The 13,281-nt window shown below is 54.9% G+C and carries 23 protein-coding genes; all 23 read left to right on the top strand.

The genetic code is table 11. The annotated features are described in order from the left end of the window. The first annotated feature begins 203 nt into the window (after window positions 1-203). Entirely contained in the window at window positions 204-575 is a 372-nt protein-coding gene (gene rpsL, locus BLU71_RS19000; RefSeq protein WP_003186084.1) for a 30S ribosomal protein S12, read from the top strand. A gap of 107 nt (window positions 576-682) precedes the next feature. After that, on the top strand, window positions 683-1,156 hold the full coding sequence (rpsG, locus tag BLU71_RS18995) for a 30S ribosomal protein S7 (RefSeq protein ID WP_016772941.1): 474 nt from the start codon (window positions 683-685) through the stop codon (window positions 1,154-1,156). A 30-nt stretch (window positions 1,157-1,186) separates the two neighbouring features. Further along, complete coding sequence (gene fusA / locus BLU71_RS18990) at window positions 1,187-3,292, top strand: elongation factor G (protein WP_016772942.1); 2,106 nt, start codon at window positions 1,187-1,189, stop codon at window positions 3,290-3,292. 31 nt (window positions 3,293-3,323) lie between these two features. After that, window positions 3,324-4,517: an elongation factor Tu gene (gene tuf, locus BLU71_RS18985; protein WP_024014521.1), complete on the top strand. Its 1,194-nt coding sequence runs from the start codon at window positions 3,324-3,326 to the stop codon at window positions 4,515-4,517. A 154-nt stretch (window positions 4,518-4,671) separates the two neighbouring features. Further along, complete coding sequence (gene rpsJ / locus BLU71_RS18980; RefSeq protein WP_003186070.1) at window positions 4,672-4,983, top strand: 30S ribosomal protein S10; 312 nt, start codon at window positions 4,672-4,674, stop codon at window positions 4,981-4,983. Between the two features lie 80 nt (window positions 4,984-5,063). After that, window positions 5,064-5,699, top strand: a complete 636-nt coding sequence (gene rplC / locus BLU71_RS18975) for a 50S ribosomal protein L3 (protein WP_003228738.1) — start codon at window positions 5,064-5,066, stop codon at window positions 5,697-5,699. A 12-nt stretch (window positions 5,700-5,711) separates the two neighbouring features. Beyond that, window positions 5,712-6,314: a 50S ribosomal protein L4 gene (gene rplD, locus BLU71_RS18970; RefSeq protein ID WP_003228735.1), complete on the top strand. Its 603-nt coding sequence runs from the start codon at window positions 5,712-5,714 to the stop codon at window positions 6,312-6,314. Beyond that, entirely contained in the window at window positions 6,311-6,610 is a 300-nt protein-coding gene (gene rplW, locus BLU71_RS18965; RefSeq protein WP_002555488.1) for a 50S ribosomal protein L23, read from the top strand. Before rplD ends, rplW begins: the two co-directional genes overlap by 4 nt. Window positions 6,611-6,624: 14 nt before the next feature. Next, on the top strand, window positions 6,625-7,449 hold the full coding sequence (gene rplB / locus BLU71_RS18960; RefSeq protein ID WP_016772943.1) for a 50S ribosomal protein L2: 825 nt from the start codon (window positions 6,625-6,627) through the stop codon (window positions 7,447-7,449). Between the two features lie 16 nt (window positions 7,450-7,465). Next, entirely contained in the window at window positions 7,466-7,741 is a 276-nt protein-coding gene (gene rpsS, locus BLU71_RS18955) for a 30S ribosomal protein S19 (protein WP_011336172.1), read from the top strand. 11 nt (window positions 7,742-7,752) lie between these two features. Continuing rightward, the gene (rplV, locus tag BLU71_RS18950; protein ID WP_003103908.1) at window positions 7,753-8,085 is read left to right on the top strand and encodes a 50S ribosomal protein L22; all 333 of its coding nucleotides are present in this window, start codon (window positions 7,753-7,755) and stop codon (window positions 8,083-8,085) included. Between the two features lie 13 nt (window positions 8,086-8,098). Continuing rightward, window positions 8,099-8,785 (top strand): 30S ribosomal protein S3, encoded by a 687-nt coding sequence (gene rpsC, locus BLU71_RS18945; protein ID WP_003176422.1) that lies wholly within the window; start codon window positions 8,099-8,101, stop codon window positions 8,783-8,785. A gap of 12 nt (window positions 8,786-8,797) precedes the next feature. Further along, window positions 8,798-9,211: a 50S ribosomal protein L16 gene (rplP, locus tag BLU71_RS18940; protein WP_003228729.1), complete on the top strand. Its 414-nt coding sequence runs from the start codon at window positions 8,798-8,800 to the stop codon at window positions 9,209-9,211. Then, complete coding sequence (rpmC, locus tag BLU71_RS18935) at window positions 9,211-9,402, top strand: 50S ribosomal protein L29 (protein ID WP_002555481.1); 192 nt, start codon at window positions 9,211-9,213, stop codon at window positions 9,400-9,402. The genes rplP and rpmC overlap by 1 nt, the downstream gene beginning before the upstream one ends. Window positions 9,403-9,404: 2 nt before the next feature. Beyond that, window positions 9,405-9,671 carry a 30S ribosomal protein S17 gene (gene rpsQ / locus BLU71_RS18930; protein ID WP_003194644.1) on the top strand — a complete coding sequence of 89 codons (267 nt, stop codon included), beginning with the start codon at window positions 9,405-9,407 and terminating at the stop codon, window positions 9,669-9,671. Window positions 9,672-9,694: 23 nt separating this feature from the next. Next, on the top strand, window positions 9,695-10,063 hold the full coding sequence (rplN, locus tag BLU71_RS18925; RefSeq protein ID WP_002555479.1) for a 50S ribosomal protein L14: 369 nt from the start codon (window positions 9,695-9,697) through the stop codon (window positions 10,061-10,063). Window positions 10,064-10,074: 11 nt separating this feature from the next. Then, complete coding sequence (gene rplX, locus BLU71_RS18920) at window positions 10,075-10,389, top strand: 50S ribosomal protein L24 (RefSeq protein WP_003186046.1); 315 nt, start codon at window positions 10,075-10,077, stop codon at window positions 10,387-10,389. A 20-nt stretch (window positions 10,390-10,409) separates the two neighbouring features. After that, window positions 10,410-10,949 (top strand): 50S ribosomal protein L5, encoded by a 540-nt coding sequence (gene rplE, locus BLU71_RS18915; RefSeq protein ID WP_003210069.1) that lies wholly within the window; start codon window positions 10,410-10,412, stop codon window positions 10,947-10,949. A gap of 13 nt (window positions 10,950-10,962) precedes the next feature. Next, window positions 10,963-11,268 carry a 30S ribosomal protein S14 gene (gene rpsN / locus BLU71_RS18910; protein WP_003186042.1) on the top strand — a complete coding sequence of 102 codons (306 nt, stop codon included), beginning with the start codon at window positions 10,963-10,965 and terminating at the stop codon, window positions 11,266-11,268. A gap of 208 nt (window positions 11,269-11,476) precedes the next feature. After that, window positions 11,477-11,869 carry a 30S ribosomal protein S8 gene (rpsH, locus tag BLU71_RS18905; RefSeq protein ID WP_016772944.1) on the top strand — a complete coding sequence of 131 codons (393 nt, stop codon included), beginning with the start codon at window positions 11,477-11,479 and terminating at the stop codon, window positions 11,867-11,869. 12 nt (window positions 11,870-11,881) lie between these two features. After that, window positions 11,882-12,415 carry a 50S ribosomal protein L6 gene (gene rplF, locus BLU71_RS18900; protein WP_003228722.1) on the top strand — a complete coding sequence of 178 codons (534 nt, stop codon included), beginning with the start codon at window positions 11,882-11,884 and terminating at the stop codon, window positions 12,413-12,415. Window positions 12,416-12,425: 10 nt separating this feature from the next. Then, window positions 12,426-12,776 (top strand): 50S ribosomal protein L18, encoded by a 351-nt coding sequence (gene rplR, locus BLU71_RS18895; RefSeq protein WP_003186037.1) that lies wholly within the window; start codon window positions 12,426-12,428, stop codon window positions 12,774-12,776. A gap of 3 nt (window positions 12,777-12,779) precedes the next feature. Continuing rightward, window positions 12,780-13,280: a 30S ribosomal protein S5 gene (gene rpsE / locus BLU71_RS18890; protein ID WP_007955637.1), complete on the top strand. Its 501-nt coding sequence runs from the start codon at window positions 12,780-12,782 to the stop codon at window positions 13,278-13,280. The last annotated feature ends 1 nt before the right edge of the window (window position 13,281 follow it).

The following is a 13,281-nucleotide window of genomic DNA, read 5'->3' as shown; positions in this document are numbered from 1 at the left end:
CGAGCGTGAGGCCCTGATCGCTCCGTTCGTCGAATCGAGACATTTAGTCGAGGTTCGACGGGCGGGGAGGTCGGGGCCTTGCCTTGACTGGAATCAAGATCCTCTTTAGACTCTTGATCCCCTAAATTTGGCGGGAATTCGTTCCTGCCATTTTGCTTTTCTTGCAAGACAATAGCGTCGCAAGACAACAGTGGAGCTAGTAGATGGCAACTATCAACCAGCTGGTACGTCAGCCGCGTAAGCGTATCGTCGAGAAATCCGACGTACCTGCGCTGCAGAACTGCCCGCAACGTCGTGGCGTGTGCACCCGTGTGTACACCACCACGCCGAAAAAACCTAACTCGGCACTGCGTAAAGTATGCCGTGTGCGTCTGACCAACGGTTTCGAGGTTTCCTCGTACATCGGCGGTGAAGGCCACAACCTGCAAGAGCACAGCGTGGTACTGATCCGCGGCGGTCGTGTAAAAGACTTGCCAGGTGTTCGTTACCACACCGTTCGCGGCTCCTTGGATACTTCCGGCGTTAAAGGCCGTAACCAGGGTCGTTCGAAGTACGGTACCAAGCGTCCGAAGTAATCGGCCGTTTTGCAGATTTTTATTTTATTGAGTCGATAAGAGTAAGGTCGGGCACGCATCCTCTGGATCTGTCCCGAGCTAACCTGAAGACCGCTTGAGGGCTTATCATGCCAAGACGTCGCGTAGCAGCAAAGCGTGAGATTCTGGACGATCCGAAATACGGAAGCCAGATCCTCGCCAAATTCATGAACCACGTTATGGAAAGCGGCAAGAAAGCCGTTGCCGAGCGTATCGTTTATGGTGCCCTGGAAACCGTTGCGGCCCGTAAGGCTGGCACCGATCCCCTGGAACTCTTCGAAAAAGCACTCGACGCCATCGCTCCGCTGGTCGAAGTGAAGTCGCGCCGCGTTGGTGGTGCTACTTACCAGGTTCCGGTCGAGGTTCGTCCTTCCCGTCGTAACGCTCTGGCAATGCGCTGGTTGGTAGACTTCGCCCGTAAGCGCGGCGAGAAGTCTATGGCTCTGCGTTTGGCTGGCGAACTGCTGGATGCTGCTGAAGGTAAAGGTGCTGCTGTTAAGAAGCGTGAAGACGTGCACCGTATGGCCGAAGCTAACAAAGCTTTCTCGCACTACCGCTTCTAATTTTAGCTTCACTAATTTTGCGAGGGCTTTATGGCTCGTACTACTCCGATTAGCCGCTACCGTAACATCGGTATCGTTGCTCACGTGGATGCTGGTAAAACCACCACCACCGAGCGCGTACTGTTTTACACCGGCAAAAGTCACAAAATGGGCGAGGTGCATGATGGCGCCGCGACCACAGACTGGATGGTTCAGGAGCAGGAGCGTGGTATTACCATTACTTCTGCTGCCATTACCGCCTTCTGGAAAGGTTCCGAGAAGCAGTACTCTCACGAGCACCGTTTCAACGTAATCGATACCCCGGGCCACGTTGACTTCACCATTGAAGTTGAGCGTTCCCTGCGCGTACTCGACGGCGCTGTCGTTGTGTTCTGCGGTACTTCGGGTGTTGAGCCGCAGTCGGAAACCGTATGGCGTCAAGCCAACAAATACGGCGTTCCACGTCTTGTTTACGTAAACAAGATGGACCGTGCCGGCGCCAACTTCCTGCGCGTGATCGGTCAGATCAAGCAGCGTCTGGGTCACACTCCGGTGCCGATCCAGTTGGCCATCGGTTCCGAAGACAACTTCCAGGGTCAGATCGATCTGATCAACATGCAAGCTGTCTACTGGAACGACTCCGACAAAGGTATGGTCCCTGTTCGCAAGGACATTCCTGCCGAGCTGCAAGAGCTGGCTGAAGAGTGGCGCAACAACATGGTTGAAGCTGCTGCCGAAGCCAACGAAGAGCTGATGAACAAGTACCTGGAAGGCGAAGAGCTGTCGATCGAAGAGATCAAGGCTGCTTTGCGTCAGCGTACTATCGCCGGCGAAATCGTTCTGGCTGTTTGCGGTTCTTCGTTCAAGAACAAGGGTGTTCCCCTGGTTCTCGACGCCGTTATCGACTACCTGCCTGCTCCGACCGACATTCCTGCTATCAAGGGTTCCAACCCTGATAACGAGGAAGAAGAAATGGAGCGTCATGCAGACGACAACGAGCCTTTCGCGGCTCTGGCGTTCAAGATCGCTACCGACCCATTCGTGGGTACTCTGACCTTCGTCCGTGTTTATTCGGGCGTGTTGAACTCCGGCGACGGCGTGATCAACTCGGTCAAAGGCAAGAAAGAGCGCGTGGGTCGTATGGTGCAAATGCACGCAAACGCCCGTGAAGAGATCAAGGAAGTGCGCGCTGGCGACATCGCGGCCCTGATCGGCATGAAGGACGTCACCACTGGTGAAACCCTCTGCAACGCTGACAAGCCAATCATCCTGGTTCGCATGGACTTCCCGGAGCCGGTTATTTCGGTTGCCGTAGAGCCTAAGACCAAGGATGACCAGGAAAAAATGGGTATCGCTCTGGGCAAGCTCGCTCAGGAAGACCCGTCTTTCCGCGTTAAAACTGATGAAGAGACTGGTCAGACGATCATCTCCGGCATGGGCGAGCTGCACCTGGACATCCTAGTTGACCGGATGCGCCGTGAGTTCAACGTCGAAGCCAACATCGGCAAGCCTCAGGTTTCGTATCGTGAGCGCATCACGAAGAACTGTGAAATCGAAGGCAAGTTCGTTCGTCAGTCCGGTGGTCGCGGCCAGTTCGGTCACTGCTGGATCCGTTTTGCTCCTGCTGACGAAGGTCAGGAAGGTCTGCAATTCGTGAACGAAGTTGTAGGTGGTGTGGTTCCTAAGGAATACATCCCGGCTATCCAGAAGGGTATCGAAGAGCAGATGAAGAACGGCGTAGTTGCCGGCTATCCGCTGATCGGCCTGAAGGCTACCGTGTTCGATGGTTCTTACCACGACGTCGACTCCAACGAGATGGCGTTCAAGGTGGCTGCTTCCATGGCGACCAAGCAACTGGCCCAGAAGGGCGGTGGTGAGTTGCTCGAGCCGATCATGGCGGTAGAGGTTGTTACGCCTGAAGACTATATGGGTGACGTGATGGGCGACCTTAACCGTCGTCGCGGCATGATCCAGGGTATGGAAGACACAGTGTCCGGCAAGGTTATCCGTGCCGAAGTTCCACTGGGTGAGATGTTCGGTTATGCGACCGACGTTCGTTCCATGTCCCAGGGTCGCGCAAGCTACTCTATGGAATTCAAAAAATACGATACGGCTCCGTCGCACATCGTCGAATCCGTAACCAAAAAACAAGGCTGATTCAGCCCCTTTAGGCTAGGAGTTAATTGTCGTGGCTAAAGAAAAATTTGATCGTTCCCTACCGCACGTCAACGTTGGCACCATTGGTCACGTTGACCACGGTAAAACCACTCTGACTGCTGCTCTGACTCGCGTCTGCTCCGAAGTTTTCGGTTCGGCCGTCGTTGAATTCGACAAGATCGACAGCGCACCAGAAGAAAAAGCTCGCGGTATCACCATCAACACCGCTCACGTTGAGTACAACTCGACGATTCGTCACTACGCTCACGTTGACTGCCCAGGTCACGCTGACTACGTGAAGAACATGATCACCGGTGCTGCCCAGATGGACGGCGCGATCCTGGTTTGCTCGGCCGCTGATGGTCCGATGCCACAAACCCGTGAGCACATCCTGCTGTCCCGTCAGGTAGGCGTTCCGTACATCGTGGTTTTCCTGAACAAGGCTGACCTGGTAGACGACGCTGAGCTGCTGGAACTGGTTGAGATGGAAGTTCGTGACCTGCTGTCGACCTACGACTTCCCGGGCGACGACACTCCGATCATCATCGGTTCGGCTCGTATGGCGCTGGAAGGCAAAGACGACAACGAAATGGGCACCACTGCCGTTCGTAAACTGGTTGAAACTCTGGATACCTACATCCCAGAACCAGTTCGTATGATCGACAAGCCGTTCCTGATGCCGATCGAAGACGTATTCTCGATCTCCGGTCGCGGTACTGTTGTGACTGGTCGTATCGAGCGCGGTATCGTTCGTGTTCAGGACGCTCTGGAAATCGTTGGTCTGCGTGACACCACCACCACCACCTGCACCGGTGTTGAGATGTTCCGCAAGCTGCTCGACGAAGGTCGTGCTGGCGAGAACTGCGGCGTTCTGCTGCGTGGTACCAAGCGTGACGACGTTGAGCGTGGCCAGGTTCTGGTCAAGCCAGGTTCGGTCAAGCCGCACACCAAGTTCACTGCAGAAGTTTACGTTCTGAGCAAGGAAGAAGGCGGTCGTCACACTCCGTTCTTCAAAGGCTACCGTCCACAGTTCTACTTCCGTACTACTGACGTGACTGGTAACTGCGAGCTGCCAGAAGGCGTTGAAATGGTAATGCCAGGTGACAACATTCAGATGACTGTTACCCTGATCAAAACCATCGCGATGGAAGACGGTCTGCGTTTCGCTATCCGTGAAGGCGGTCGTACCGTCGGCGCTGGCGTCGTAGCCAAAATCATCGAGTAAGGCTTTTAAAGTCAGCTTGATGGATTGAAAAAGCCCCCGCTCAGCGGGGGCTTTTTTATTGGGTTGACACCTATCGGGGGCGTCTATAGAATTGCGCCTCCTTTTAACGGGCGTATTGCGCCCGGTGGGAATAGCAGCCGGAGTCTGAAATCCAATGCAAAATCAGCAAATCCGTATCAGGTTGAAGGCTTTTGACCATCGCCTGATCGACCAATCAACCCAGGAAATCGTGGAAACCGCGAAACGTACTGGTGCTCAAGTGCGTGGTCCAATTCCACTGCCTACCCGTAAAGAGCGGTTCACCGTTCTGGTTTCCCCGCACGTCAACAAAGACGCGCGTGACCAGTACGAGATCCGCACTCATAAGCGTGTTCTGGACATCGTCCAGCCAACGGATAAAACCGTTGATGCGCTGATGAAGCTTGATCTTGCGGCCGGTGTGGAAGTGCAGATCAGCCTCGGCTAAGACTCGGTCTTGGTCGTGTAACGCTCTGAAATGGGCGGCCATAGCGGGTGAAAGCCCCGTACACTCATGAGGTTTACAACATGACTATTGGTGTAGTCGGTCGTAAATGCGGTATGACCCGTATTTTCACCGAAGAAGGTGTCTCCATTCCGGTCACGGTCATTGAGATCGAGCCGAATCGCGTCACCCAGTTCAAAACTGAAGAGACCGATGGCTATCGTGCAGTGCAAGTCACTGTCGGCGAGCGTCGCGCTTCGCGTGTAACAGCAGCTCAGGCTGGCCACTTCGCTAAAGCGAACGTAGCCGCTGGTCGCACCACCATGGAATTCCGTCTTGAAGAAGGCGAGTACCAGGCTGGCGATCTGATCAACGCTGAAATCTTCGCCGCTGGTCAACTGGTTGATGTAACCGGTCAGTCCAAGGGTAAAGGCTTCCAGGGTACGATCAAGCGTTGGAATTTCCGCGGGCAAGATAACACCCACGGTAACTCCGTATCCCACCGCGTCCCAGGCTCTATCGGCCAGTGCCAGACTCCTGGTCGTGTATTCAAGGGCAAAAAAATGTCCGGTCATATGGGCGCTGAGCGCGTGACCGTGCAGTCCCTGGAAGTAGTGCGCGTGGACGCTGAACGCAATCTGTTGTTGGTCAAGGGTGCTGTTCCTGGCGCTACTGGCGGCAACCTGGTTGTACGTCCAGCAGCCAAGGCTCGCGGTTAAGGGGAAGCTGACATGCAATTAAATGTAAATGACGCTCAAGCGATCGAAGTTTCCGAACTGACATTTGGCGGCGAATTCAACGAGACGCTGGTTCACCAAGCAGTCGTGGCCTACATGGCCGGCGGCCGTCAAGGTAGCAAGCAGCAGAAGACCCGTTCCGACGTTCGTGGTGGCGGCAAGCGCCCATGGCGTCAGAAAGGTACTGGCCGTGCTCGTGCCGGTACTATCCGTAGCCCAATCTGGCGTGGCGGCGGTACCACTTTCGCAGCTCGTCCTCAGGATCACTCCCAGAAGCTGAACAAGAAGATGTATCGCGCAGCAATGCGTTCCATCCTTGCTGAGCTGGTGCGTACTGATCGTCTGGTCGTGGTTCAGGATTTCGCTGTTGAAACTCCGAAAACCAAAGATCTGCTGGGCAAACTGAACAACATGAGCCTGACCGACGTTCTGATCGTGTCGGACGCTGTTGATCAGAACCTGTACCTGGCTGCTCGCAACCTGCCGCACGTAGATGTACGTGACGTGCAAGGTTCCGATCCAGTTAGTCTGATCGCATACGACAAGGTGTTGATCACCGTGTCGGCCGTGAAGAAATTCGAGGAGCTGCTGGGATGAACCAGGAACGCGTATTTAAAGTTCTGCTTGGCCCGCACGTTTCCGAGAAGGCTACGGTTCTGGCAGACAAGAAAGGCCAGTTCGTTTTCAAGGTTGCTACCGATGCAACCAAGCTGGAAATCAAGAAGGCCGTCGAAAGCCTGTTCAGCGTGAAAGTAGAGCGCGTCACTACCCTGAACGTTCTGGGTAAGAGCAAGCGCACTGCTCGCGGTCTGGGCAAGCGTAATGACTGGAAGAAGGCAGTTATCTCCCTTCAGCCAGGCCAAGATCTCGATTTCAGCAGCAGTGCTGAGTAAGGAAGGGGTGCATCATGGCAATCGTTAAATGCAAACCGACTTCCCCTGGCCGCCGTTTTGTGGTCAAGGTGGTCAACCAGGAGCTGCATAAAGGCGCTCCTCACGCACCGCTGCTCGAGAAAAAATCGAAGTCTGGTGGTCGTAACAACAATGGCCGTATTACCACTCGTCACATCGGTGGTGGTCATAAGCAGCATTACCGTATGGTCGATTTCCGTCGCAACGACAAAGATGGCATCGTCGCCACTGTCGAGCGTATCGAATACGATCCAAACCGTACTGCTCACATCGCACTGCTCTGCTACGCAGACGGCGAGCGCCGCTACATCATCGCCCCTAAAGGCGTGAGTGCTGGCGACCAGCTGATCGCAGGCGCTCTGGCTCCAATCAAGCCAGGCAACGCTCTGCAACTGCGCAACATTCCAGTCGGTTCTACCGTACACGGCATCGAATTGAAGCCAGGTAAAGGTGCACAGATCGCTCGTTCCGCTGGTGCTTCGGCTCAGCTGATCGCTCGTGAAGGTGTCTACGTGACCCTGCGTCTGCGTTCCGGTGAAATGCGTAAAGTCCTGGCTGAATGCCGTGCGACCCTGGGTGAAGTCTCGAACTCCGAGCACAGCCTGCGTTCGCTGGGTAAAGCTGGTGCCAAACGCTGGCGTGGCGTTCGCCCAACCGTTCGTGGTGTTGCCATGAACCCGGTTGACCACCCACATGGTGGTGGTGAAGGTCGTACCTCTGGTGGTCGTCATCCGGTATCGCCATGGGGCTTCCCGACTAAGGGCGCGAAGACTCGTGGTAATAAGCGTACCGACAAAATGATCGTCCGTCGTCGCAAGTAAATAGAGGGATACGACAGTGCCACGTTCTCTGAAAAAAGGTCCTTTTATTGATCTTCACCTACTGAAGAAGATCGAAGTGGCGGCGGAAAAGAACGATCGCAAACCAATTAAAACCTGGTCGCGTCGTTCGATGATCCTGCCACAAATGGTCGGTCTGACCATCGCAGTACACAACGGTCGTCAGCACGTCCCAGTTCTCGTTAACGAAGACATGGTCGGCCACAAACTGGGCGAGTTCGCCGGTACCCGCAACTATCGCGGGCACGTGGCTGACAAGAAAGCCAAGCGTTAAGGGGTAAGGAAATGGAAGTAGCCGCTAAGTTGTCGGGCGCTCGAATCTCCGCCCAGAAAGCCCGCTTGGTCGCCGACCAGATCCGCGGGAAGAAGGTGGGCGAAGCGCTCAACCTGTTGGCTTTCAGCAGTAAGAAAGCCGCCGAGATCATGAAGAAAGTGCTGGAGTCGGCCGTAGCCAACGCCGAGCATAACGAAGGCGCAGACGTTGATGACCTGAAAGTCAGCACCGTTTTCGTCAACGAAGGGCGTTCGCTGAAGCGCATCATGCCACGTGCCAAAGGCCGTGCTGATCGCATCGTCAAGCGGTCTTGCCATATCACTGTCAAGGTTGCTGACAAGTAACGGAGTCGAAGAGATGGGTCAGAAAGTACATCCCATTGGCATTCGCCTGGGAATCGTCAAGGAGCACACCTCCGTCTGGTACGCAGACGGTCGGACTTATGCGGACTACTTGTTCGCAGATCTGAAAGTGCGTGAGTATCTCCAAGACAAACTAAAAAGCGCGTCCGTAAGCCGTATCGATATCCATCGTCCGGCCCAAACTGCACGCATCACCATCCACACCGCTCGTCCAGGTATCGTTATCGGGAAGAAAGGTGAAGATGTTGAGAAACTGCGTCAGGACCTGACCAAGCAAATGGGTGTGCCTGTGCACATCAATATCGAAGAGATCCGCAAGCCGGAGCTCGACGGTATGCTGGTTGCGCAGAGCGTAGCTCAGCAGCTGGAGCGTCGTGTAATGTTCCGTCGCGCTATGAAGCGCGCTGTACAGAACGCCATGCGCATTGGTGCCAAAGGCATCAAAATCCAAGTGAGCGGTCGTCTCGGCGGTGCTGAAATCGCACGTACTGAATGGTATCGCGAAGGTCGTGTGCCACTGCACACCCTGCGTGCCGACATCGACTATGCCAACTACGAAGCTCACACCACTTACGGTGTGATCGGTGTAAAGGTTTGGATCTTCAAAGGCGAAGTTATTGGTGGTCGCCAAGAAGAACTGAAACCACAAGCACCAGCGCCTCGTAAAAAAGCTGCTAAGTAAGGGGTACGCCAAATGTTGCAACCAAAGCGTACGAAGTTCCGCAAGCAGATGACCGGCCACAACCGTGGTCTGGCATTGCGCGGTAGCAAAGTCAGCTTCGGCGAGTTCGCGCTGAAGTCTGTTGCTCGTGGTCGTCTCACCGCTCGTCAGATCGAGTCAGCGCGTCGTGCTCTGACCCGTCACGTAAAACGTGGCGGCAAGATCTGGATCCGTGTATTCCCGGACAAGCCGATCTCCAAGAAACCTCTCGAGGTTCGTATGGGTAAAGGTAAGGGTAACGTGGAGTACTGGGTTGCCCAGATTCAGCCAGGCAAAGTCCTGTATGAAATCGAGGGTGTTTCTGAAGAGCTGGCGCGTGAGGCTTTCGCCCTGGCTGCTGCAAAGCTGCCGCTCGCCACCTCCTTTGTTAAACGGACGGTGATGTGATGAAAGCGAATGAACTTCGTGAAAAATCCGCACAGCAGCTGAACGAGCAACTGCTCGGCCTGCTGCGCGACCAGTTCAATCTGCGCATGCAGAAAGCAACTGGCCAGTTGGGGCAGTCTCATCTGCTCTCGCAAGTTAAGCGTGACATCGCTCGCGTGAAGACTGTGCTCAACCAGCAGGCAGGTAAGTGATCATGGCTGAAGCCGAAAAAACTGTCCGTACGCTGACTGGCCGTGTTGTCAGCGACAAGATGGACAAAACCATCACCGTTCTGATCGAGCGTCGCGTTAAGCACCCGATCTACGGTAAATACGTTAAGCGTTCGACTAAGCTGCACGCGCACGACGAAACCAATCAGTGCCACATCGGCGACAAAGTCACTATTCGTGAAACTCGTCCGATGGCCAAGACCAAGTCTTGGGCGCTGGTTGATGTTCTCGAACGCGCTGTGGAAGTCTAAGGGCTAGGGGTCGGAGAAATTATATGATTCAGACTCAATCCATGCTCGATGTGGCCGATAACAGCGGCGCTCGCCGTGTTATGTGCATCAAGGTGCTGGGTGGCTCCCATCGTCGTTACGCTGGTATCGGTGACATCATCAAAGTTACCGTCAAGGAAGCAATTCCGCGCGGTAAGGTGAAAAAAGGCCAAGTGATGACTGCTGTTGTAGTCCGCACTCGTCACGGCGTACGTCGTGCTGATGGCTCCATTATCCGCTTTGATGGCAACGCTGCTGTTCTTCTGAACAACAAGCAAGAGCCGATCGGCACCCGTATCTTTGGGCCAGTGACCCGTGAACTTCGTACTGAGAAGTTCATGAAGATCGTCTCGCTCGCCCCAGAAGTGCTGTAAGGAGATCCGACATGCAAAAGATTCGTCGTGACGACGAGATCATCGTGATCGCCGGCAAAGACAAAGGTAAGCGCGGTAAGGTGCTGAAGGTTCTTGCTGACAACCGTCTGGTTGTTGGCGGTCTGAACCTGGTCAAGCGTCATACCAAGCCTAACCCGATGTCGGGCGTACAGGGCGGTATCGTCGAGAAAGAAGCGCCACTGCACGCTTCCAACGTCGCCATCTTCAACGGCGAAACCAACAAGGCTGACCGCGTTGGTTTCAAAGTAGAAGACGGTAAGAAAATTCGTGTCTTCAAGTCGACCCAAAAAGCGGTTGATGCTTGAACACTGCTAGGTAGAAGACCATGGCACGACTAAAAGAGATTTACCGGAAGGAAATCGCTCCGAAACTTAAGGAAGAACTTAAGCTTTCGAACGTGATGGAAGTTCCGCGCGTTACCAAAATCACCCTGAACATGGGTCTGGGCGAAGCGATCGGCGACAAAAAAGTCATCGAGCACGCTGTTGCTGACCTGGAAAAGATCACCGGCCAGAAAGTCGTTGTGACCTACGCTCGTAAATCCATCGCTGGCTTCAAAGTCCGCGAAGGATGGCCGATCGGCGTCAAAGTGACCCTGCGCCGTGAGCGTATGTACGAGTTCCTGGATCGTCTGCTGTCGATCTCCCTGCCTCGGGTTCGCGACTTCCGCGGCCTGAATGCCAAGTCCTTCGATGGTCGTGGCAACTACAGCATGGGCGTGAAAGAGCAGATCATCTTCCCGGAAATCGACTACGACAAGATCGATGCTCTCCGCGGTCTGGACATTACCCTGACCACCACTGCCAAGAACGATGATGAAGGCCGCGCTCTGCTGCGTGCTTTCAAATTCCCGTTCCGCAACTGATTGGAGTAGGAAAATGGCCAAGAAGAGCATGAAGAATCGTGAGCTGAAGCGTCAGCTCACCGTTGCCAAGTACGCCACCAAGCGTGCAGCGCTGAAAGCTATCATCGTCGATCTGAACGCGAGTCCAGAAGCGCGTTGGGAAGCTACCGTAGCTCTGCAGAAGCAACCACGTGACGCAAGCGCTTCGCGCATGCGTAACCGTTGCCGCCTGACTGGTCGTCCGCACGGCGTGTACCGCAAGTTCGGCCTCGGCCGTAACATGCTGCGTCAAGCTGCAATGCGCGGTGACGTACCAGGTCTGGTTAAAGCCAGCTGGTAACAGTTGTCAAAGTCTCGATGTTCGGGTTCGCAAGAACCTGACCATCGGTGGCCTTGAATCTGAATCAAGCCCCTTTTGGGGCTTGATTCATTTCTGGGGTGTGTCTAGAATGACCGGCTCGCCTGAGCCCGTGTTTTTCTGCCCGGAAGTTCTCGGCGACAAGTAGTAGCCGCAAGGCTAATTTTTCTGTATTAGGAGCGTCTAGCCCATGAGTATGCAGGACCCGTTAGCGGACATGCTAACTCGAATCCGTAATGCCCAGATGGCTGAAAAGTCTGTCGTAAGCATGCCGTCTTCCACGTTGAAGGCTGCTGTAGCAAAAGTCCTGAAGGACGAAGGTTACATCGCGGATTTTCAGATCACCACCGACGCCAAGCCGTCGCTGTCCATCTCGCTGAAGTACTTCGAAGGCCGTCCGGTTATCGAAGAAGTGAAGCGCGTTAGTCGTCCAGGCCTGCGTCAGTACAAGTCCGTTGAAGATCTGCCGAAAGTTCGTGGCGGTCTTGGCGTGTCTATCGTCTCCACCAACAAAGGTGTGATGACGGATCGTGCTGCGCGCGCTGCCGGTGTCGGCGGCGAAGTTCTTTGCACTGTGTTCTAAGGGGGGATAAGCATGTCTCGCGTCGCTAAGAACCCCGTTAAGCTGCCAGCCGGTGTCGAAGTCAAATTCGCAGGCCAACAGCTTTCGGTGAAGGGTGCCAAGGGTACTCTTGAACTGAACATCCATTCGTCCGTTGAGATCGTTGAAGAAGCTGGTGAGCTGCGTTTCGCTGCTCGCAATGGCGATCAACAAACTCGCGCAATGGCCGGTACCACGCGTGCGTTGGTAAACAACATGGTCCAGGGCGTAAGCCAAGGCTTCGAGCGCAAGCTCCAGCTGGTCGGTGTTGGTTACAAAGCGCAAGCAAAAGGTCAGGTTCTGAACCTGGCTCTTGGCTTCTCGCACCCAGTGGATTACGAACTGCCGGAAGGCATCACCGCTGAGACTCCTAGCCAGACCGATATCCTGATCAAGGGCATCGACAAGCAGCTGGTAGGTCAAGTGGCCGCCGAGATCCGCGACTTCCGTCCACCAGAGCCGTACAAAGGCAAAGGTGTGCGCTACGCGGACGAAGTCGTCCGTCGTAAAGAAGCCAAGAAGAAGTAGGGCATAGCAAATGACCGACAAAAAAGTTACTCGACTGCGTCGCGCTCGCAAAGCACGCCTGAAAATGCACGAACTCGAAGTCGTGCGTCTCTGCGTGTTCCGCTCGTCGCAGCACATCTACGCCCAGGTCATCTCGGCCGACGGCAACAAAGTCCTGGCAAGTGCCTCGACTTTGGATAAAGAACTGCGTGATGGTGCCACTGGCAACATCGACGCGGCCACAAAGGTTGGCCAGCTGGTCGCTACGCGTGCTAAGGCCGCTGGCGTCTCGCAAGTGGCTTTCGACCGCTCTGGCTTCAAGTACCACGGCCGCGTTAAAGCGCTGGCTGATGCTGCTCGTGAAGCTGGGCTGGAGTTCTAAGTTATGTCAAATAACGACCAAAAGCGCGACGAAGGCTACATCGAGAAGCTGGTTCAAGTTAACCGCGTAGCCAAAACCGTTAAAGGCGGCCGTATCTTCACTTTCACCGCGTTGACCGTGGTTGGTGATGGTAAAGGGCGTGTTGGCTTCGGCCGTGGCAAGTCACGTGAAGTGCCTGCTGCGATCCAGAAGGCAATGGAAGCTGCTCGCCGCAACATGATTCAAGTTGACCTGAACGGCACCACTCTGCAGTACGCAATGAAGTCCGCTCACGGCGCTTCGAAGGTGTACATGCAGCCTGCTTCTGAAGGTACCGGTATCATCGCTGGCGGCGCTATGCGTGCTGTCCTCGAAGTTGCTGGCGTTCAGAACGTTCTGGCCAAGTGCTACGGCTCGACTAACCCGGTAAACGTGGTTCACGCCACTTTCAAGGGTCTGAAGGCTATGCAGTCTCCTGAGTCCATCGCTGCCAAGCGTGGCCTGCGTGTTGAGGAGATCAAGTAAT

It is taken from the genome of Pseudomonas moraviensis (assembly GCF_900105805.1).
Taxonomy (GTDB): domain Bacteria; phylum Pseudomonadota; class Gammaproteobacteria; order Pseudomonadales; family Pseudomonadaceae; genus Aquipseudomonas; species Aquipseudomonas moraviensis_A.
The sequence above is the reverse complement of the archived record's forward strand: the minus strand, read 5'-3'. Positions and strand labels throughout refer to the sequence as shown.

Bases quoted from the DNA above. Each gene is read 5' to 3' on its own strand.
- rpsN (WP_003186042.1), top strand. From the start codon at position 10,963: ATGGCCAAGAAGAGCATGAAGAATCGTGAGCTGAAGCGTCAGCTCACC.
- rpsC (WP_003176422.1), top strand. From the start codon at position 8,099: ATGGGTCAGAAAGTACATCCCATTGGCATTCGCCTGGGAATCGTCAAG.
- rpsJ (WP_003186070.1), top strand. From the start codon at position 4,672: ATGCAAAATCAGCAAATCCGTATCAGGTTGAAGGCTTTTGACCATCGC.
- rplR (WP_003186037.1), top strand. From the start codon at position 12,426: ATGACCGACAAAAAAGTTACTCGACTGCGTCGCGCTCGCAAAGCACGC.
- rpsG (WP_016772941.1), top strand. From the start codon at position 683: ATGCCAAGACGTCGCGTAGCAGCAAAGCGTGAGATTCTGGACGATCCG.
- rplX (WP_003186046.1), top strand. From the start codon at position 10,075: ATGCAAAAGATTCGTCGTGACGACGAGATCATCGTGATCGCCGGCAAA.
- rpsE (WP_007955637.1), top strand. From the start codon at position 12,780: ATGTCAAATAACGACCAAAAGCGCGACGAAGGCTACATCGAGAAGCTG.
- rpsH (WP_016772944.1), top strand. From the start codon at position 11,477: ATGAGTATGCAGGACCCGTTAGCGGACATGCTAACTCGAATCCGTAAT.
- rpmC (WP_002555481.1), top strand. From the start codon at position 9,211: ATGAAAGCGAATGAACTTCGTGAAAAATCCGCACAGCAGCTGAACGAG.
- fusA (WP_016772942.1), top strand. From the start codon at position 1,187: ATGGCTCGTACTACTCCGATTAGCCGCTACCGTAACATCGGTATCGTT.
- rpsL (WP_003186084.1), top strand. From the start codon at position 204: ATGGCAACTATCAACCAGCTGGTACGTCAGCCGCGTAAGCGTATCGTC.
- rplN (WP_002555479.1), top strand. From the start codon at position 9,695: ATGATTCAGACTCAATCCATGCTCGATGTGGCCGATAACAGCGGCGCT.
- rplP (WP_003228729.1), top strand. From the start codon at position 8,798: ATGTTGCAACCAAAGCGTACGAAGTTCCGCAAGCAGATGACCGGCCAC.
- rplE (WP_003210069.1), top strand. From the start codon at position 10,410: ATGGCACGACTAAAAGAGATTTACCGGAAGGAAATCGCTCCGAAACTT.
- rplC (WP_003228738.1), top strand. From the start codon at position 5,064: ATGACTATTGGTGTAGTCGGTCGTAAATGCGGTATGACCCGTATTTTC.
- rplV (WP_003103908.1), top strand. From the start codon at position 7,753: ATGGAAGTAGCCGCTAAGTTGTCGGGCGCTCGAATCTCCGCCCAGAAA.
- rplF (WP_003228722.1), top strand. From the start codon at position 11,882: ATGTCTCGCGTCGCTAAGAACCCCGTTAAGCTGCCAGCCGGTGTCGAA.
- rplB (WP_016772943.1), top strand. From the start codon at position 6,625: ATGGCAATCGTTAAATGCAAACCGACTTCCCCTGGCCGCCGTTTTGTG.
- rplW (WP_002555488.1), top strand. From the start codon at position 6,311: ATGAACCAGGAACGCGTATTTAAAGTTCTGCTTGGCCCGCACGTTTCC.
- rplD (WP_003228735.1), top strand. From the start codon at position 5,712: ATGCAATTAAATGTAAATGACGCTCAAGCGATCGAAGTTTCCGAACTG.
- rpsQ (WP_003194644.1), top strand. From the start codon at position 9,405: ATGGCTGAAGCCGAAAAAACTGTCCGTACGCTGACTGGCCGTGTTGTC.